Source organism: Leeuwenhoekiella sp. LLG6367-2.1 (assembly GCF_045055775.1).
Lineage (GTDB): Bacteria > Bacteroidota > Bacteroidia > Flavobacteriales > Flavobacteriaceae > Leeuwenhoekiella > Leeuwenhoekiella aequorea.
In genome coordinates, this window is sequence record NZ_CP159331.1 from 1944822 (window position 1) to 1964593 (window position 19772).

At 35.6% G+C, this 19772-nt stretch carries 19 protein-coding genes; 11 read left to right on the top strand and 8 right to left on the bottom strand.

Translation table 11 applies throughout. The features are described from left to right. Positions 1-10: 10 nt before the first annotated feature. The 5 genes from ABVM53_RS08830 (at position 11) to clpX (ending at position 5482) form a co-directional block, all read left to right on the top strand. Entirely contained in the window at positions 11-1513 is a 1503-nt protein-coding gene (locus ABVM53_RS08830; RefSeq protein WP_405325214.1) for a G-D-S-L family lipolytic protein, read from the top strand. Between the two features lie 80 nt (positions 1514-1593). Continuing rightward, positions 1594-1935, top strand: coding sequence for a phage holin family protein (locus ABVM53_RS08835; RefSeq protein WP_405325217.1), 342 nt, complete (start codon positions 1594-1596; stop codon positions 1933-1935). Between the two features lie 94 nt (positions 1936-2029). Further along, complete coding sequence (gene tig / locus ABVM53_RS08840; RefSeq protein WP_405325220.1) at positions 2030-3352, top strand: trigger factor; 1323 nt, start codon at positions 2030-2032, stop codon at positions 3350-3352. Positions 3353-3502: 150 nt separating this feature from the next. Then, the gene (gene clpP / locus ABVM53_RS08845) at positions 3503-4177 is read left to right on the top strand and encodes an ATP-dependent Clp endopeptidase proteolytic subunit ClpP (RefSeq protein ID WP_128756423.1); all 675 of its coding nucleotides are present in this window, start codon (positions 3503-3505) and stop codon (positions 4175-4177) included. Between the two features lie 72 nt (positions 4178-4249). Next, positions 4250-5482: an ATP-dependent Clp protease ATP-binding subunit ClpX gene (clpX, locus tag ABVM53_RS08850; RefSeq protein ID WP_128756424.1), complete on the top strand. Its 1233-nt coding sequence runs from the start codon at positions 4250-4252 to the stop codon at positions 5480-5482. Between the two features lie 63 nt (positions 5483-5545). On the opposite strand, the gene ABVM53_RS08855 is transcribed toward clpX, so the two are convergent. After that, on the bottom strand, positions 5546-6493 hold the full coding sequence (locus ABVM53_RS08855) for a TolB family protein (RefSeq protein ID WP_405325224.1): 948 nt from the start codon (positions 6491-6493) through the stop codon (positions 5546-5548). A gap of 142 nt (positions 6494-6635) precedes the next feature. Beyond that, on the bottom strand, positions 6636-8156 hold the full coding sequence (locus tag ABVM53_RS08860) for a GH3 auxin-responsive promoter family protein (RefSeq protein ID WP_405325227.1): 1521 nt from the start codon (positions 8154-8156) through the stop codon (positions 6636-6638). 98 nt (positions 8157-8254) lie between these two features. Here ABVM53_RS08860 and ABVM53_RS08865 point away from each other — a divergent pair, with 98 nt between their 5' ends. The 6 genes from ABVM53_RS08865 to era all read left to right on the top strand — a co-directional run bounded on the left by ABVM53_RS08865 (position 8255) and on the right by era (position 14126). After that, on the top strand, positions 8255-9052 hold the full coding sequence (locus ABVM53_RS08865; RefSeq protein WP_405325230.1) for a DUF2797 domain-containing protein: 798 nt from the start codon (positions 8255-8257) through the stop codon (positions 9050-9052). 152 nt (positions 9053-9204) lie between these two features. Continuing rightward, positions 9205-9564, top strand: a complete 360-nt coding sequence (locus tag ABVM53_RS08870; protein WP_128756726.1) for a BlaI/MecI/CopY family transcriptional regulator — start codon at positions 9205-9207, stop codon at positions 9562-9564. A gap of 2 nt (positions 9565-9566) precedes the next feature. Then, complete coding sequence (locus ABVM53_RS08875; RefSeq protein ID WP_405325233.1) at positions 9567-11021, top strand: M56 family metallopeptidase; 1455 nt, start codon at positions 9567-9569, stop codon at positions 11019-11021. Between the two features lie 23 nt (positions 11022-11044). Further along, positions 11045-12244 (top strand): hypothetical protein, encoded by a 1200-nt coding sequence (locus ABVM53_RS08880; protein WP_405325236.1) that lies wholly within the window; start codon positions 11045-11047, stop codon positions 12242-12244. A 103-nt stretch (positions 12245-12347) separates the two neighbouring features. Next, positions 12348-13103, top strand: coding sequence for a head GIN domain-containing protein (locus ABVM53_RS08885; RefSeq protein WP_405325239.1), 756 nt, complete (start codon positions 12348-12350; stop codon positions 13101-13103). Between the two features lie 90 nt (positions 13104-13193). Further along, on the top strand, positions 13194-14126 hold the full coding sequence (era, locus tag ABVM53_RS08890) for a GTPase Era (protein ID WP_405325242.1): 933 nt from the start codon (positions 13194-13196) through the stop codon (positions 14124-14126). Positions 14127-14243: 117 nt separating this feature from the next. Here the strand turns inward: era and ABVM53_RS08895 are convergent, their stop codons facing one another. Genes ABVM53_RS08895 through ABVM53_RS08920 form a run of 6 tightly spaced genes read right to left on the bottom strand, consistent with a single transcriptional unit; the run spans position 14244 to position 19771 of the window. Then, complete coding sequence (locus ABVM53_RS08895; protein WP_405325245.1) at positions 14244-15245, bottom strand: phosphotransferase; 1002 nt, start codon at positions 15243-15245, stop codon at positions 14244-14246. 18 nt (positions 15246-15263) lie between these two features. Next, positions 15264-16190, bottom strand: coding sequence for a nucleoside hydrolase (locus ABVM53_RS08900; RefSeq protein WP_405325248.1), 927 nt, complete (start codon positions 16188-16190; stop codon positions 15264-15266). Further along, positions 16183-16941: an ABC transporter ATP-binding protein gene (locus ABVM53_RS08905; protein WP_405325251.1), complete on the bottom strand. Its 759-nt coding sequence runs from the start codon at positions 16939-16941 to the stop codon at positions 16183-16185. Before ABVM53_RS08905 ends, ABVM53_RS08900 begins: the two co-directional genes overlap by 8 nt. Then, a complete protein-coding gene (locus tag ABVM53_RS08910; protein WP_405325254.1) occupies positions 16941-17714 on the bottom strand; it encodes an ABC transporter permease in 774 nt (257 codons plus the stop codon). Before ABVM53_RS08910 ends, ABVM53_RS08905 begins: the two co-directional genes overlap by 1 nt. Further along, on the bottom strand, positions 17707-18558 hold the full coding sequence (locus tag ABVM53_RS08915; RefSeq protein WP_405325257.1) for an ABC transporter permease: 852 nt from the start codon (positions 18556-18558) through the stop codon (positions 17707-17709). Before ABVM53_RS08915 ends, ABVM53_RS08910 begins: the two co-directional genes overlap by 8 nt. Continuing rightward, a complete protein-coding gene (locus tag ABVM53_RS08920) occupies positions 18548-19771 on the bottom strand; it encodes an ABC transporter substrate-binding protein (RefSeq protein ID WP_405325260.1) in 1224 nt (407 codons plus the stop codon). Before ABVM53_RS08920 ends, ABVM53_RS08915 begins: the two co-directional genes overlap by 11 nt. Position 19772: the final 1 nt, after the last annotated feature.

Consider the following 19772-nt stretch of genomic DNA (forward strand, 5'->3'; position numbering starts at 1 on the left):
TAGCTAGATCATGAAAAATTATATAAAATACATGGCTTTATCAGCCGTGCTTCTTACAGCTTGTGAGGCCGAATTTGAAAATGCTATTGAAGATGGTGGTATTTATACAAATGGCTCTGCAGACTTTTCAAACTTTGTTTCAGTAGGTAATTCTCTAACCTCGGGTTATGCCGATGGAGCTTTATATATTACAGGGCAAAACACGAGTTTTCCTAATATATTAGCAGGGCAATTTGCATTAGCAGGTGGTGGTGAGTTTAAGCAACCTCTAGTGAATGATAATCTTGGCGGACTCTTAGCAAATGGTACTCAAATAACAGAAAACCGTTTTGTTCTTGCAGTTGATGCTAATGGCAATCCGGGACCTGTACGACTAAGTGGTACACCTACAACAGATATCTCAAACTTATTAAGTGGTCCATTTAATAATATGGGTGTTCCTGGAGCAAAGAGTTTTCATCTTGTAGCTCCTGGATATGGTAATATAGCAGGAGTTGCTACTGGCGCATCCAATCCTTATTTTGTACGTTTTGCATCAGAAGCTAATGCTACAATAATTGCTGATGCAGCTGCACAGAAACCTACATTTTTCTCACTATGGATAGGTAATAACGATATTCTTAGTTATGCAACCAGTGGTGGAATAGGTGTTGACCAGAAAGGGAATTTAAATCCTGCAACTTATGGGGCTAATGATATTACTGATCCGCAAGTTTTTGCAAGTGTGTATTCTCAAGAAGTAAGTGCACTAATGGCATCGGCTACAGGAGGTGTTTTATTTAACATTCCAGACGTTACTTCTATACCGTATTTTACAACAGTACCTTATAATGCGATTCCTTTAGATGCTGGGACAGCTTCAGTAGTTAATCAGGCTTATGCCCAATATAATGGTGGAATGTCGCAGTATGCAACATTAGGATTTATAAGTGCAGAAGAGCGTGACGCGCGCACGATTAATTTTGTTGAAGGTCAAAATGCTGCTGTAATTCTTGATGAAAGTCTTACAAATTTACCTAATCCGGCGGCTCCAGGTACATTTTTACCTAAATTAAGACAAGCTACGCCAGATGATCTTTTTGTTTTGACAGCTTCTTCAATATTAGGTACATTAGCAGATCCTAACGACCCTTCAAGCGCAATAGGAGTAGGTTCTCCAGTAACAGATCAATTTGTTTTAACACCTTCAGAACAGGCATTAGTAGTAGCAGCTCAGGCTTCTTATAATGCAACTATTGCTGCTGTAGCTCAGGCAAATGGCTTAGCCCTTGTAGATGCTAAAGCAATTTTAAGTCAGCTTGCAAATGGTGGAATTAGCTTTGATGGAGGAACACTTACTTCAACTTTTGTTACCGGTGGAGCATTTTCTTTAGATGGAGTTCATCCTACACCTAGAGGGTATGCTTACTTAGCTAACCAAGCTATTTTAGAAATCAATAGTACCTATGGTTCTACAGTGCCTATGGTTAATATAGGAAATTATAATACAGTGACTGCAAGTCAAAGTAATTAATCATTATTTAGAATACTATTTTGTAAAACGCTACTCGATTGAGTAGCGTTTTTTTTATTTTAGATATCTAAAACAGAATTATGAAAACACTCGTAAAATTATTACTAACTGCAATGGCAGTTATTCTCTTAGGTTATTTGTTGCCTGGTGCAAGTGTGACCTCATTTATGACTGCTTTGCTTGTAGCAGTTGTACTAGCGCTATTAAGGCTTATTGTAAAGCCTATACTTGTGGTATTAACATTACCTATAACCGTGTTAACCTTCGGTATTTTTCTTTTAGTTATTAACGCTATTATTATATTACTGGCAGATTATTTTGTAGCTGGTTTTGAGATAGATGGATTTTGGTGGGCGTTAATTTTCAGTCTATTATTATCGCTGTTTCAATCCATCTTGTTTGCTTTAATTAAAGAGGAATAGAAGACAACTGATGGTCAAAGTATTAAAACTTTGTAAGGATGTAAAAAAGATGTACTTTTGCACTCCAAATTTTATAGGAAAATTCCACTAGAAGATGAATATTACACGAGAGAATATTGACGAGTTAAATGCAGTACTGAAAATAGATATTGCAAAAGAGGACTATACTGAAAAAGTACAAAAAGTGCTTAAAGATTACCGTAAATCTGCAAATATACCTGGTTTTAGAAAAGGTCACGTGCCTATGGGTCTTGTTCAGAAACAATATGGTAAGGCAATATTAGTTGATGAGGTTAATAAGCTCTTACAAGAGAATCTTCAAAAATATTTAACTGAAGAGAAGCTGGATGTTTTAGGTAATCCTTTGCCTAAAGATCAGGGTGACTTAAACTGGGAATCAGATGACTATTCATTTGAATTTGAATTAGGATTAGCTCCAAAGTTTGAAGTTGATCTTAAACCTAAAAAAGCGATCAAAAACTACAAGATCATCGTTGACGATGAGATGATAGAAAATCAGATTAAAACGATTCAAAAGCAATTCGGAAAACTTACAAACAAGCAAGAAGTTGCTGCAGGTGACGAAGTATCTGGAAGCTTTGTGAATGAAGAAGAAGGCTTTGAAAAGAAAACTACATTTGAAGTAGATAAATTAAAAGGAAAGGCAAATACATCTGCGTTTGTAGGTGCAAAAGTTGATGACGTTGTTACCGTTTCTACAAAAGGTCTTTTTAAAGAAGCTGGTGATTACAGGTCATTTTTAGGATTGTCTGAAGAAGAAGCTAAAGAAAAAAATCTTGAGGTTTCTTTTAAAATAGAAGAGGTAAACAATAGAGTAGCTGCTGATTTAGATCAAGATTTGTTTGATAAATTATACGGTCCTGGAGTAATAAGCAGTGTTACCGAATTAAAAGAAAAAATTAAAGAAGAAGGTGAAGGCCAGTTTAAGCAGCAGAGTGATCAGCAATTGCTTAATGATGTTACAGAAGCTTTAATTGAAAATACAGAGTTTGATCTTCCTGCAGAATTTCTTAAAAAATGGATTCAGCGTAGCGGTGAGAAAGAACTTACTGTAGAGCAGGCAGAAGAAGAATATGCACGTTCAGAAAAAGGTTTACGTTACCAGCTTATAGAAGGTAAAGTAATTTCAGACAACAAATTGCAAATCACTTTTGAAGAGATTAAAGCGTTTGCAAAAGAAATGATTAAAGCGCAAATGGCTCAGTACGGTCAATCTGATCCTGCAGATGAAGAGCTAGAAGGTATTGCTGCACGTATCTTAAGCAATCAAGATGAAGTAAAGCGTCTTTCTGAGCAGCTTATGAATAAGAAGTTACTTGACTTCTTCAAAGAAAATGTGAAATTAGAAGAGAAAGAAGTGACCTTTGACACGTTTGTGAAAGAAGTCTATAACTAGTAATTCTCTGATATTAATAGTATATTTAGGCGTTTTAACTGTAAGGTTAAGACGCTTTTTTTTACTAAGTATCTAAAGGTGTTACAAGCACCTTTTTTAATGAAATTTAATTTTAGGATTTAGTGAACCTAGAACTTTGAAAAGATAACTATGAATTACTCAGAAGAATTTAAAAAATACGCGGTTAAAGATCAGGGAGTAAATAGCATGTATTATGATAAAATCATGAGCAGCATGTATCCTGTAAGTTTAACTCCAAATATTATTGAAGAGCGCCAGATGAATGCGGTAGCGATGGATGTATTTTCTCGCTTAATGATGGATCGTATTATATTTTTAGGCACTGGAATTAATGATCAAGTTGCAAATATTGTACAGGCTCAATTGTTATTTTTAGAAAGTACAGATGCTTCAAAAGATATTCAAATTTATATTAACTCTCCGGGAGGAAGTGTTTATGCCGGTTTAGGTATTTATGATACGATGCAATTCATAAAACCTGATGTGGCTACTATTTGTACTGGTATGGCTGCTTCTATGGGAGCTGTTTTACTTTGTGCAGGTGCAAAAGGCAAGCGTAGCGGTCTTACTCATTCACGTGTGATGATTCATCAGCCTATGGGTGGTGCTCAAGGCCAGGCAAGTGATATAGAAATAACAGCAAAAGAAATTATCACTTTAAAAGAAGAGTTGTATAATATTATAGCTAAGCATTCTGGTCAGACTTATGAAAAAGTTCATGAAGATAGTGACCGTGACTACTGGATGAAAGCAGATAAAGCACTTGAATACGGAATGATTGATGAAATTCTTACCAGAGAATAAATCGGTTAACCGAATAAAGTGAAATAATACTGGTTTTTTAAGCTTTATATTGAAAAACCAAATTGATGAATTATGGCGAAAGAAGAATTAGAATGTTCCTTTTGCGGCAGGAAAAAGCCGGAAACCAGCTTGCTAATAGCAGGCCTTGATGCGCATATTTGCGACAGATGTATTGAACAAGCTCACGGTATAGTTTTAGAAGAAGCTAAGGATACTGACAAGAAGGGCTTGAATAGTGATCTTACTTTAAAAAAACCTAAGGAAATTAAAGATTTCTTAGATGAGTATATTATCGGTCAAGACTTTACAAAAAAAGTAATGGCGGTAGCAGTTTATAACCATTACAAGCGTTTGTTACAACCAGAATCTGATGACGATATCGAGATTCAAAAAAGTAATATCGTAATGGTAGGTCAGACCGGTACAGGTAAAACCTTAATGGCAAAAACCATTGCAAAAATGCTTAATGTACCTTTGGCCATTGTAGATGCAACGGTATTGACTGAAGCTGGTTATGTAGGTGAAGATGTAGAAAGTATTTTAACGCGTCTTTTACAAGCTGCAGATTATAATCTAGAAAAGGCAGAGCGTGGTATCGTATTTATCGATGAGATCGATAAGATCGCACGTAAAGGGGATAATCCATCTATTACAAGAGATGTAAGTGGAGAAGGTGTACAACAAGCTCTTCTAAAATTACTGGAGGGTACAGTGGTTAACGTTCCGCCTAAAGGAGGACGTAAGCACCCTGATCAGAAATTTATTGAAGTAAATACAGAGCATATATTATTTATTGCCGGCGGTGCTTTTGATGGCATAGACCGTGTTATAAGTAAACGTTTAAATATGCAAGCGGTAGGTTTTAGTGCAAGCAAAAGTGATGATGTAATTGAGCGCGATAATTTGCTTAAATATATCATACCTAAAGACCTTAAAGACTTTGGTTTAATTCCTGAAATTATAGGGCGTTTACCGGTTTTAACACATATGGATCCACTTGATGCGGCTACCCTTAGAGCTATTTTAACCGAGCCTAAGAATGCCATTATCAAACAATATGAAAAGTTATTTCATATGGATGATATTGAGTTTGAAATTACATCTGGAGCACTCAACTATATTGTTGAAAAGGCTATCGAATATAAACTGGGAGCACGTGGTCTGCGATCACTTTGCGAAGCAATATTTACAGATGCGATGTTTGATTTACCAAGTTCTGATATTTCCTCTTTTAAAGTGGATAAAGAATATGCAGAGTTTAAACTTGAAAAGTCGACGATTAAGAAATTAAAAGCAGTTTCTTAATTAAAGAGGATGCGAACAAAAAAAGGCTGTTACTTCGGTAACAGCCTTTTTTTATTTTAATAGTTAGTGTTGTAGTGTAAAACTATAAATATTTTGATTTCTACTCAACGCATTCTTATTAGAATTAAAATATCCTGTAGTATCAGAAGTTGTAATATAGCCTACCTCATCGTATTTACTATTTATACTCGGCCCAAGGTTTACAGATTTACTATAATCTCCTGAGCTGGTATTAGAGCTATATAAATCAAAACCACCAAAACCTGTTGTTCGATTAGATGCAAAATAGACTTGAGTCCCGCTATTGTTGAGTGTGGGGTAATTTTCATCGTATATGCTATTCACATTATCACCAAGGTTAATCGGTTTTCCTAAACTTCCATTTTTATGAATCTCTGATACATAAATATCATAACCTCCATACCCACCGGGCATATTGCTTGAGAAATATAAAAACTTTCCAGACTGGCTAATCCAAGGATGTTCTATAGAATATTTTTTGTTTGCTAGTATTAGAGCTTTTTCATTTTGCCAATGATTTGCAAACTTATTTTTTTTATCGGCTGTATAAAGTTGGTAAACCTGCGGATTTTCTAAAGAGGTTTTTGTAAAATAAACTCGGGTTTCATCTTTTGAAAATGTGATTCCGCCGTGATTTTCTTTCCCCATAAATGCATCCTCAAACAAATGGCCTTGAGACCAGTTATTTTGATCTTGTGCAAAAGCAATAAGTTTATAGTCACTTTGATCTACAATGGTACTTTTCGTTTTTGCGATTGATCCAACTTTACGTTTAGAAACTACAATTAATTCATTCTGATATATGCAACTCGCGTATTCAAAAGCCGAAGTATTTATAGGCAGTTCTTGAGTTAAATAAGTAAAGTTTGCTTTAGTACTAGAGGGAGCCTTGAGGTTAGTTTCAGCAATAACGGTAAATGCGAGGTCACGCTTTTTAGATTTGCTTTGCCCCAGCAGTAACAAAGAGTGTAATGTTACTGCTAGTGTCAAAGCTGCTAACTTTTTAAAGTAAGCGTGTTTTGAGTTATGATTTGTTAGGGTCAAATTAGGAGAAGTTTAGAACCTGAAGTAATATTTTGGCTAAAGTGTTTTAAAATTCGTTGAACGGATAAATTAATCCATTTAGTTAGAATCAGCTTTTTTTGTTAAGCACAATAAGTTCTTCAACAAGTTCTCTTGTGTTGCTTAGACGCGGAATTTTATGCTGTCCTCCTAATTTATTTTTAGATTTTAACCAGTCATAAAAAAGATTTGTTCGAGCATAATGAATCGTGGGTGGATTAAGCGTCATATTATTCTTGCGCTTCGCCTCATAATCACTATTGATCTCTTGTAAAGCAATATCAAAGATGCGATTGAATTTTTGCTTGTCTGCAGGTTCTACTTTAAATTCTATAAACCACTCGTGAGCACCTTTTTCTTTATCTACCATAAATATAGGAGCCGCTGTATAATCTACTATTTCAGATTGTGTTAGTGCAGTTGCTTTCTTTAGAGCGACTTCTGCATTTTCAATAATCAGTTCTTCTCCAAACGCATTAATATGATGTTTAGTACGACCACTTACGCGTATTCTATAAGGGTTGATAGACGTAAATCTAACTGTGTCGCCCACTTTATAGCGCCACAAGCCAGAATTAGTCGTTATAATGATTGCATAATTTTTTCCTAGCTCTACTTCAGAAAGAGGTATAATTTTCTCGCCATCTCTTCCGTGTTGATCCATAGGGATAAACTCATAAAATATACCGTAATCCAGCATCAGCAGGAGATCATTAGTATCATTTTTATCTTGAAGAGCGAAGAAACCTTCCGAAGCATTAAATATTTCGTAGTATTTAAATTTCTGATTAGGGAAAAGCTTGTGGTATTGTTGTCTATATGGATCAAAACTTACACCACCATGAAAATAGACTTCCAGATCTGGCCAGATTTCCATTAACTCATTTTTTCCTGTTGTCTCTAGAATGTTGTTTAACAACACAAGCATCCAGGAGGGTACACCTGCAAGACTGGTTACTTTTTCTTGTATAGTTTCTTGAACAATGGCCTGCATTTTGACTTCCCAATCACTCATAAGAGAAACCTCATTACCGGGAGTACTGCTAAACTCTGCCCAAAAAGGCATATTGTCTATTAAAATAGCCGATAAATCACCATAAGATGTTCCATTACTCTCATATAAACGTTTGCTTCCGCCCAGGCGCAAACTTTTACCCGTAAATAATTTTGAGTCTGGATTATTGTTGAGGTAAACACACAATAAGTCTTTACTAGCTGCATAATGGCAATCTTCAAGCGCTTCTGGACTTACGGGGATGTATTTACTTTTTGCATTTGTAGTACCGCTACTTTGAGCAAATAATTTGACCGGAGAAGGCCAAAAAATATTATTTTCTCCCTTGCGTGCACGCTCGATTAAACCTTGTACATCTTCATAATTACGCACGGGTACTTGCTCTGCAAAATCTCTATAAGAGCGTATTTCCTTAAAACCATATTGTTTACCTAGTTCGGTATTTCTGGCTTTTTGAATTAGTTTATGTAAAAGTTCTTGCTGAACATCGTGAGGATATTTGAGAAACAATTCCATCTGGTGTATGCGTTTTTTTAAAAACCAGCTGGCGATAGAATTGACTAAAGGTATCGGCATTTGTTAGTATATTTGAACTCTCATTCTTTGTAATTAGTGGCAAGAGCGACTAAAATTAGGTTTTTTTTAACTCAAACAAATCAACTAAGATTATTTTTATGCAATATCAAGGAGTACTCACAAAAATGCAAACAGAACTCGATAATCCAATCCAGTATTATATGGTTTTCGAAAATGATTTCATTCACGTGAATCAGCTTCTAGATAAAACAATACGCATCGAATTTTTAAAATATCAATGTTTAGCTTGTGGAAAAAACAAAAAAATCTATCGTCAGGGGTATTGCTATGATGATTTTTATAAAGTGCCTCAGGCAGCAGACTGGTTAATGCGTCCTGAGCTGAGTAAGGCACATTTAGATATTGAGGATCGCGATCTAGATTATGAGAAGAAAGTACAGCTACAACCTCACATCGTTTATCTGGCAAATAGTAGCAATATTAAAGTGGGTGTTACGCGTAAATCTCAAGTTCCCACTCGTTGGATAGATCAGGGAGCACACGAAGCTATTGAGATTGTAGAAGTTCCTAATAGATACCTCGCAGGAATTACCGAGGTAGCTTTAAAGGGCTATATCGCAGATAAAACTAACTGGCGTAAAATGCTAAAGAATGATATTGAAGATGAGAATCTTGTTGAGAAACGAAATCAATTAAAGCAATATATACCTCTGGAAGCATTAGATTATTATATTGAAAACAACCTGGAGACAAATATTGAATTTCCAGTTTTACAATATCCTACAAAATTAAAAAGTCTCAATCTCGAGAAAACTTCGGAGTACCAGGGTAAACTTAAAGGTGTAAAAGGACAATACTTAATATTTGAAGATGGCACTGTTTTTAATGTGCGTAATTCTGAAGGATATGTAGTGAGCCTTACAGTTTCAGCATAATTATATGTTACGTTTTTATAAATAATCGAAGGCAATTCTTCGATAAAATACGTGTTTTTAAAATTTTATAAACTAATTGTTTAGTTTAACTAAATAATTAGTTTATATTTGAAATGTACTATTAGCAACTAATCCCTAATTAGATTTATATGATGAAGCAATTAACAAAAGCAGAAGAAGAGGTAATGCAAATTCTTTGGGAACTTAAAGAAGCGAATGTCGCAGCTTTAATTGAGGAGATGCCAGAACCAAAACCCGCTTACAATACCGTATCAACAATAATTCGTATTCTAGAATCAAAAGAATTTGTTGGTTATAAAAAGCAGGGGAGAGGACATATATATTTTCCGCTGGTCCAAAAAAATGATTACAGCAGTGCTTCTATGTCAAAAATGGTCAACGATTATTTTAATGGGAGTTTTAAAAGTATGGTTTCTTTTTTCGTTAAGAAGAAAGAAATGAGTGCTGGCGAACTCGAAGCTATTTTAAAGGAAATTAATAAAGATGATTAATTATGGTACGATATATTCTTGAGGTTATTGTATTTCAAGCGCTGTTTATAGGCGTGTATCAACTCTGGCTGCGTAAAGAGACCTTTTTTAATGTGAATCGGGTCTATTTAATAAGTACAGCACTTCTTGCATTTGCTCTGCCGTTAATGCAGTTTGAGTTGTTTCAGAATAAGATCCCGCTACGCGAAAACATTATGTTTTTACCTGAAGTAATTATTAATGCAGGAGGAGTGCAAAATGAAGCTGCGCCTGCTTCTCAAGAAACAGACTGGAGTATTTTTATTTTGCTCTATGCTGCGGGAGTTCTATTTAGTGGCGGAATTTTATTCAGAAAATATCAGGAAATCAAGCGGTATTTCCGTTTTAAGCGTAAATCTGATGGCACTATAATCACTATTCCTAACAGTGATGCGGCATTTACCTTTTTAGGAACCATTTTTCTAGGAGATAAAATTTCCAAGGAAGCTAAAGCCCACATTCTGGCACACGAAGAAGTGCATTTAAAGCACAAACATGGGATAGACCTTTTTATTTTTGAAATCCTGCGCATCGTGTTTTGGTTCAATCCATTAGTTTATATCTATCAAAATAAAGTGGCCGAGTTGCACGAGTTCATCGCCGATGCCCACGCTACCCAAAAAACCGAAAGGAAATCCTATTACAATCAGTTGCTCAATACCGCTTTTGGTACGCAACATATTTCATTCATCAATACTTTTTTCAATCATTCATTAATCAAAAAACGAATCGTTATGTTACAAAAAAAATCAAAAAACAATGCAAAATGGAAGTATATGTTAGTGCTTCCGCTTATCGCTGGTATCTTAACTTATGTAGGTTGTACCGATGACAACGCAGATTCCCAGAACAAGCAATCACTCTCATTAGAAGAACAGGTGGCAGATTTGAAAGCTACACTAGACACTAAAGAGAATATCACACAGGAAGAATTAAATTCTTTAAAAGAACTTGAGACACAATACAAACAAAAAGTTGATGTAACTGAGAATGTCGAAGGTATAACAGAAGCTATAGCACTTAACGAAATGCCTGTAGGTGAGGATATAGAAGTGGTAGAGAGTCAAAATCAAGAGGTAATCAACGACGTACCTTTTGCGGTTATTGACCAGGCCCCTGCTTTTCCCGGATGTGAAGGCTCAACTAACAAAGAGAAAAAAATGTGTATGTCAAAGTCCATTTCTCAATTTGTAAATAAAAATTTTAACACCAACCTGGGTAAAGAATTAGGTTTTACCGGTATTAATCGAATCTATGTGCGTTTTAAAATTGATAAAAATGGTCGAGTTATCGATGTAGCTTCTCGAGGGCCTCATCCTAAACTTGAGGAAGAAGCAATACGCGTAGTAAGCCAATTACCTAAAATGACACCAGGCAAGCAACGTGGTGAGGCTGTAAATGTATTATACTCGCTTCCTATTGTATTTCAGGTTCATTAGACATTAATATGTATAAATTCCAGTTGTTTATTTTTTTACTAATTGCCAGCCTTGCCGAAGCTCAGGAAGCTTCGGCTTTGGCCGTTGCAGATAGTTTGTATGCCGTAGGAAATTACAGTGCTGCAATTGAACACTATGAATCGATTCAGCCTAAAAAAGAATCAATTTATTTAAAATTGGCCCGTGCGCATCAGGCAAAAGGGACTTTGGATAATGCATTGTCTAATTATGCAAAAGCAGCTACAGGTACAGAAGAGGTAATAGCAATGAATGAGTATGGTAAACTGCTCATTACTAAACATAAATTTAAAGAAGCAGACAGCGTTTTTACCAAATTAATTTCAGTCTATGAAACCAATCCTGAATTTTATTACCAGCGCGGCCGTGCAATTGAGAATATGCCGAAGAATATCAAGGTAACTGCTTCAGATTCTTTAGAGGACAGAAAGGAAATTCTTTATCCATATCTCAGCGATTATGAGAAAGCGGTAGCTTTAGATAGCACACATCAAAAGGCACTTTCTGAATTAGCCACTTTTTTCTTAAAGAAGAAAGATTTTAAAATGGTAGAGAAACTAGCTTTTAAAGCCTTAGAAAGTTACCCGACTAATGTTGAAATTATAGGCACTCTTGCCCAAAGCTATTACTACAAAGGCTGGAATGAAGAAACCATCATCTGGTTTGAAAAATTGATTTCTCTAGGACAGAATTCGCAATTTATTCGTGAGAAATTGGGTAACGCTTATTACAAAGATCGCATGTATGAATTGGCAATTGAGCAATATTTAGAAGCATTGAAGTTTTCGCCAGAAGATGCTCATCTTCACGCAACCTTAGCAAAGCTCTATAACTATACAAAAGATCTAAAGTCTGCAGAAATACACGGTCTTTTTGCAGTTTTATATAAAGATCAACCTCTAGATGAAGAGTATTACACGTTGTCGCGTACCTACGAGATGAAAAAAGACTGGGCAAATGCAATGAAGTATGTAAAACGTTCTTTAGCTGAGAATCCTGAGAATAAAAATGCAGAATATACCCAGGCTGTAGTTGCAGATAATTATTACGAAGACAAACGTGCAGTTTTAAAACTCTATGAAGATTTTATTACTAAACATAGTTCTTCTAAGTATGCAAAATTTGACCCTACTTTAAAACTAGCCAAAGAACGTGCTGTTATTTTAAATCGAGAGATTTTTATGGCAGAGGGTGAGCAAGAATAGATAGGTTGATAGCAAATCTCAAGAATTAAGATTGCCTTATTCTTAATGAAGCTAATTTTTTAACCGAGATTTGCGGCACTACTAATTCTTATTTTAATACGCTTTGAAAAATATCTATTACCTTGTTTCATTCTGTTTTCTAGCGCTTTCTTGTAATTCAGAAAAAGGTCTCAATTGTTTTCAGACTGAGGGAGATCGTGTAGAACAGGAATTTGAAGTAGATGCTTTTGAAGCCATTATAATCGAAGAACGTTTACAGCTTGTCGTAAAAGAAGGGCCGGTACAAAAGGTGGTGATTGCCACTGGAGAAAATTTACTTGATGATATTGAGGTAACTGTTACAGATGGTGTTTTAACGGTGTTAAATAATAACGGCTGTAATCTTGTTAGAGACTTTAATATTAGTAAGGTGTATGTGACGTCACCAAATATTAAGCAGATACGCAACGCATCAGGCTATGAGGTGCAAAGTGATGGTGTGCTTAGTTATCCCTCGCTGACCCTGCTGAGTAATGATGGCGAAGAAGAAGATTTTTATCATAAAGACGGGGATTTTAGATTACAACTTGATGTTAACGAATTGAATATTACCGCAGACGGTCTAAGTAATTTTTATATTTCTGGGGAAGCCGCAACTGCTACCATTAATTTCTTAGAAGGTGATGTACGATTTGAAGGAGCAGATTTTGAAATACAAAATCTCAATATATTTCACAGAGGAACAAATAAAGTTATTGTAAATCCTACACAAGCACTACGCGGAAAGGTTTTAAGTACCGGAGATTTAATTTCTGTAAACCGCCCACCCATTGTTGACATCGAAGAAACCTATACGGGGAAGCTTATATTTCAAGATTAAATCAGTTTTTTTTGCTGCATAGAGCGTGTAAATTTCATGAGGCAAACTTTAAGTGTATCTTTGTAGCTTAAAATCTCAAATACCGAAAGTTTGGAATCTCAAAGCAACAATCCACTAGCGACACCTTCTCAAGAACAAAAACCACACAAAGCAGGTTTTGTAAATATTATAGGTAATCCTAATGTGGGTAAATCTACTTTAATGAATGCGCTGGTAGGTGAGCGCCTATCTATTATTACTTCAAAAGCTCAAACTACAAGGCATCGTATTCTAGGGATTGTAAACGGGGATGATTTTCAGGCAATTTTGAGTGATACACCAGGTATAATCAAACCTGCATATGAACTGCAAGCATCAATGATGGATTTTGTAAAGTCTGCTTTTGAAGATGCTGATGTGTTAGTTTATATGGTAGAGTTAGGTGAGAAGGAATTAAAAGATGAAGCGTTTTTCAATAAAATTCGTAATTCAAAAATACCGGTTTTATTACTTATTAATAAGATTGATAATGGTAACGAAGAATTATTAGAAGCAAGCCGTACACACTGGAAAGAACAAGTTCCTAATGCAGAGATTTTTGCTATTTCAGCATTAGAAAATTTTGGAGTTGCTCAGGTTTTTAATAGAATCCTAGAGGCTTTACCGGTATCTCCACCGTTTTATCCTAAAGATGCATTAACAGATAAGCCAGAACGCTTTTTTGTAAATGAGATTATACGCGAGAAAATACTTATTCATTATAAGAAAGAAATCCCCTATTCAGTAGAGATTGATACTGAAGAGTTTTTTGAAGAGGACAATATCATACGTATGCGTAGCATCATTATGGTAGAGCGCGATAGTCAAAAGGGAATTATTATAGGACATAAAGGTGCAGCTCTTAAACGTGTAGGTATTGAGGCACGTAAAGACCTAGAGGTTTTCTTCGGAAAGAAAGTGCATATGGAATTATATGTGAAGGTCAACAAGAACTGGAGAAGTAGTGAGCGTGAACTACGTCGCTTTGGATACAACGGAAAATAAAAGTTTTAAAGTGTATTTGATATAGCCACAGACTTATCAATGCTGTTTAGCAAATGCGGTTATATAACCATAGTTACTTAGCTATACCAAATACATTTTATTTATAATTTTACTTAATTACTTATTGTTACGTACCAGAATAGATCTTGCTTCTTCTAGCAAATTGGTTCGCTGCTCGAGCGATAAAGTTAGCGGTAATTGTGCCAAGCCTAAAATACGTCTCAAGAGTTCGGCCGCCATATATTTATAGCATAATTGCTTATCTAATGGGGCTTTTTCTTCATAAAACTCAACTGCTTTATTTATAATTTTTTCAGATTGTGCTGCCATTTTTAAATGAGCAAGTGTAACACCAAGTTCAAATTCTGCATCACCAAAAAAGCAAAATTCGGGATCTATAATCTTTAAGCCTTTTGAAGTTTTTAACCAACTTCCTGGAAAATAATCCCCGTGTAAAAGGGTATCTCCTTCTTTTAAATAGCGAGATCCTAAAATTTGCAATTCAGCTTTTAAGACATCGTCTGTTTTATATGGAGCTGCAACTTCGGCAAGTCCCGGTAAAATAGTATTCAAATCAAGACCGTTATCTACGAGATAGGGATAATTATAGATGTGCTCGTGGTTGAGCTTACGCATTTCAAGATTTGCAAGTTTGCTTGTTGTCGTAGTTGTATTTATAGAAATATGTAACCGAGCGATAAAAGAAATAATCTCCTCCAGTTCGTCTTCTTCCAGTACCGTATTTTTTTCATACAAATAACTGTAATCTGTACTAGACCCTAGATCTTCAAGATTGAGAACGTGATTCTCAGAATCTACACCGTTGAGCACAGGCATTAATTTACTTAATGTATCATCTATAGATACAAGCGTGTAAAATGCAGCTTCTTTAAGAGCACGCTCTTCGGGAGCTGCAACTTGTGGATATTTCTCCACATAATCCCGACTTTGCTTAATTATAAAGCTGCGATCGGGGGTCTTTATTCGTAGCGTGAAATTCATGTTGCCGGCACCGGGAATTTCTACGTGTTCTATAGTCTCATTTAAAAGCAACCAACCCTGCGCTTTGAGATAGGATTCCAGAGAAGTTTTATTTGTAGTCAAGCGTGTATTTTTCATCAGGCTATTCGTTACCATTTAATCTTTGATTAGACTTTGCATTAATTTCTGATGATAATCGGCTACCACATCATAACAATAGGTTACTTTATAGCCAGGGGTATGATCGCATATTAAGTACTGTTTGTAGTTATGTTCAGGGGTGTCTAAGAGCATATCGTTAGGATGAATCTCAAGATGAGCATGCAACTCTTCAGTAATTAAATCATCTGGGGCAATAAGATAATGACTGGCAAGTACATCAAAAGGATTAAATCCATCTTCTCCGCTCGATAACCATTGCTCTAGCCAAGGTTGTGATTGTTCTGAAAGCCAGATATTACCGGGATTATTAGTTTTCAATCTTTCTAGATCAGTTGCTGTAATCCATACTTTATTTGAAATTTCAAAAGGGCATAATACAACCTTGATATTATTTTCAAAAAGTATTCTAAACGCATCATTATCTAAATCAAAATTTAAGTCTGGCGCATGATGCGAAGTGGGTTTTCCTACTTTAAAAAAGTCATTTCCGGCACGTCTCCCTGCCACCAGAACGACTTCCTTAATCTGCTTAATTAATTCTGGATATAAAAGAATTAGAATCCCAATGTTAGTCGCAGGGCCAATTGCCAAAATGTGTTGAGGTTCTTTACGTAGTACTTGAGCTAGCGCTTCTACAGCCTCGTTAGTTATGACTTCAGCAAGATCTATTTTATTTTCCGCACCCTTATAAACAGGGATTTTGTACGGAGCAAATTCCGTAGCCATTTTAAGCGAAAGACGATAGGCATCATCAATTTTTGTATTTCCAAAGACTGCACTAATACCCGTTACTTCGATAGTTTCCGCTTTAAATAATTGAAGAACGGCATAACCATCATCTACATCGCTATAACCTTCTTTATGGTATCGCTTCATACCCACAGAGAGATCTGTGTCTATCCAAACTTTTTTCTTACTCATTTATAGTATTTTTTAATTCTGAACCAGCTTCAACTTGTAAGCTTTTCCAGAAGTTTATTTCTTGATTAACCCCGGTTGTAGGGTCATTGAGAAAATCTTGTTTCGACTCGTAAACATGAAGATTTCCATTTTGCATAAAACCAATTTTATCTCCCATTAAAATCGCTTCTTTAAGATCGTGCGTTATAAACAAGGAGGTTATTTTATACTCTTGTGTGAGATTCTTAAAAAGCGATTGCATACGTTGACGCGTACCACTGTCCAGACTTCCAAATGGCTCATCTAGCAACAAAACACTGGGATTAATAATAATCGCTCTTCCAAATGATACACGCTGTCGTTGACCACCAGAAAGTTGGTGAGGCATCTTATCTAATTGATTATGCAGCTCCAGACTATGAGCCATTTGATCTACTTGATCTTTAATAGCTTTTGAATTGATTTTTTTTAGGCGAAGCCCAAATGCGATATTTTCAAAAATAGTAAGGTGTGGGAACAAGAGATCTTCTTGATAGAGATAGACCATATTCCGCTGTTCTGGTTTTAATAGAGTTACTTCATTCCCGTCTAGAAATACATTTCCCGAGTCTGGATTTACAAGACCACTTATCATTTTAAGCATCGTTGTTTTCCCACATCCAGACTTCCCTAAAATGCTCAATGTTTTTTGCTTTTCAAGCTCAAAAGAGAGCGCTTTGACAACGTGCTCTTTATTAAACTTTTTATTGAGATTATTTACTTCTAAAAACATTAAGCTATTTTTTTAAATACATATTTTTTGTTGATGTACAACAATACCACCGGCGGAAAGATTAAGAGACAGCAACTAAGAGCACCATAAAAATAGTTGGCTTCCTTTATAAACATAAAAACTTTAATGGTGAGCGTTTGCACTTTGCCCACCCCAATAATTGAAGTTAATCCATACTCAAACCACGAGATTAAAAAGGTTTGAAAAAAGCAGACTAACAGCAAACCTTTGGCCAGCGGAAATAATACCTTAAAATAACGATCGAGGGTATTACCTCCTAAAGTTGACACAAGATTTTCATAGTTTTTTATACGTTCATTCCAAAAGCTACTAAAAAAGATTAGTGCGTATGGAAAACTGATTAAAAATTGCGCTGTGATTACACCTGTGACATTTCCAAACAAGCCCAATTTTAGAAAAAAATAGCTCAGGCAAGCCGCAAAAACCACAGGAGCTAAAATATAAGGTAAATAGGCGAGCAAATTAAGAATACGTTTGTGAGGATGATAATACACAGTTTTGCTAATAAAAAATCCACTTAGCGTTGAGACTATAGCTACCGCAAGTGAAATGCCGGTTGACATTAAAAAACTTTGCAATAAACCGGTTTCTGAGCTGAGAATTGTTCTCCAATTACGCAATCCAAAATACTTAGGCAAAACATCGGGGTAATACCACGCACCTGATAAACTTAAAAGCAATAAATAGGCAAAAGGGAATAGCACAAGGAGTACGAGAAAAGGTAATACGTAAGCACGCCAATTTTTATACATACTGCTCTTTTTTACGTGGTAGAAATAAAAATACTGCTGCAATAGCAACAACTATAGTGTACATAACAGCGACCACATATCCTTCTGGTATTTTATCCAGATCATACTGCTTTAATTCTTGAATTACTAATACCGAAATCATCTGAGGAGACTCTTGACCTAAGATTAATGGAACCTCATACGATCCTAATAAGAAAATAAAATATAAGGCTATAAGGACTCTTGTTTTCTTTAAAAGTATAGGAAGTACTACTTTATTACGAACTTGCCGTGATGTAGCTCCTAATGAATATGCAAGTATTCTCAAATCCTCTACGCGTTCATTTTTGTAAACATTTAGAAACAGAAGCATAAAAAACGGTATAATCATCGTTAAGAAAGCCAAAATAATTCCTAAAGCTAAGTTGTCATTTACTAAATCTGGAAATTCATTAGATTCATTAATTAATCCTGATGCATAACTTATGCGCGATAAGAATCCGCCTTTTGCCAGTAATTGAATTATAAAAAATGCTGTAGCAAGTCCTGGGATTGCAAGTGGCATATATACCATCATAAGTATAAACTTATTTTCTAAGGCACTCTTAAATTTTAAGGTAAGCCATAATGCTATAACCACAGATAAGAAAACAGCAATTCCTGCTATGGCAGCGCTATATCCGAGTGACTTAAAAAAGCTTCCTGTTTTAATCACAGAAACCCAGAACTCTGTTGTAAACCCAGAACTAATGACACCTACAAGCCCGAAGCTATACAGTAGCGCGTAGATAAATGCTGCAGCAAAAGGCAGTACTCCTAAAACTACAAATAGCAAAATGCCCGTAGCGCTCGTTTTATTTTTCAATAACGGCCGTTCTAAAATCTTCATAAAGTTTAATCATATATTCTGGAGCAGGTTCTTGGATTACGTGTTCTTTAAGATCATCCATTGAAGGACCATATTTACGTGTTTTGGTTTCTGCGTGTAATTTTTGATACGCTTCTGGAAGACGATCTATATCCAGAACCATATTTGCGTTCATACCTTCTGGACTCGCTTTTTTGAGTTGCGCTTCAGGAGAGATTAAAAAATTTATAACCTGCATTGCCGCTGCCTTTTGAGGTGCATTTTGTAAAATACCTAAATAGTTCGAGTTTTTTATGGTGCCATTATCCCAGGCATATCCTTTTACAGTATTTGGAAATAAACCACTACGTACATTTTCTTCGATACCGCCCTCACCATAACCATAAGCAATTTTTAATTCGCCATTTGCAAAAAGCTGTTTCATCTTAGTCTGCTCTTTGGGAAAGGTTTCTCCACTTTTCCAAAAGTATTTTTTATTTCGGTTTATAAAATCCCATAATTTAGTAGATAGTCTATCATATTTTTCCTGATCAAACTCACCTTCTAGACTTTTCGGACTTCCACCTAATTCAGCCATAAACGATTTTAAAAGCGTCATACCGGTAAAATCATTTGAGATTGTAAAAGTACCGGGATTCTCTTTAACAAAACGCTCAAGTTCTTCTAGATTTTTTGGTGGATTAGCAACTTGCAGCGTATCTGTAAACAAGGCAAACTGGCTTATACTCCACGGGGATTCCATATGATTTACTGGCTGCTGAAAATCAACACTTATAAAAGGATCTTCAAAATTTATATATTTTGAATTTGGTAGCTTATCAACAAATGGTCCCCATAGGCCGTCCAATTTCCTTAACTGGAAGAAAGTTTCTCCATTTATCCAAACCATATCTACCTGCCCTTGCGCTATACCTGCCTGTTTTTCTCCTATTACCAGTTGTACAATTTCTGGACCTTGACCGCCGCTTATTTGCAAATTAATACCATAGCGCTCTTTTATTGTAGGAACGACATAGTTATTTATATAATCATTAATCACAGGACTTCCCTGCCACATCATAAAATTTACTGTTTTGCCAGAGGTAGAATCTACGAGTGTTTCCCAGTCTGTATTTTCTAAATCCAGGGTAGTTCTCTTAGTGTCAGACCCACAACTTGTACTTAATAAAGCCAGGAGTAACAGCGTAAGATATTGAATAAGTTTAGTCATT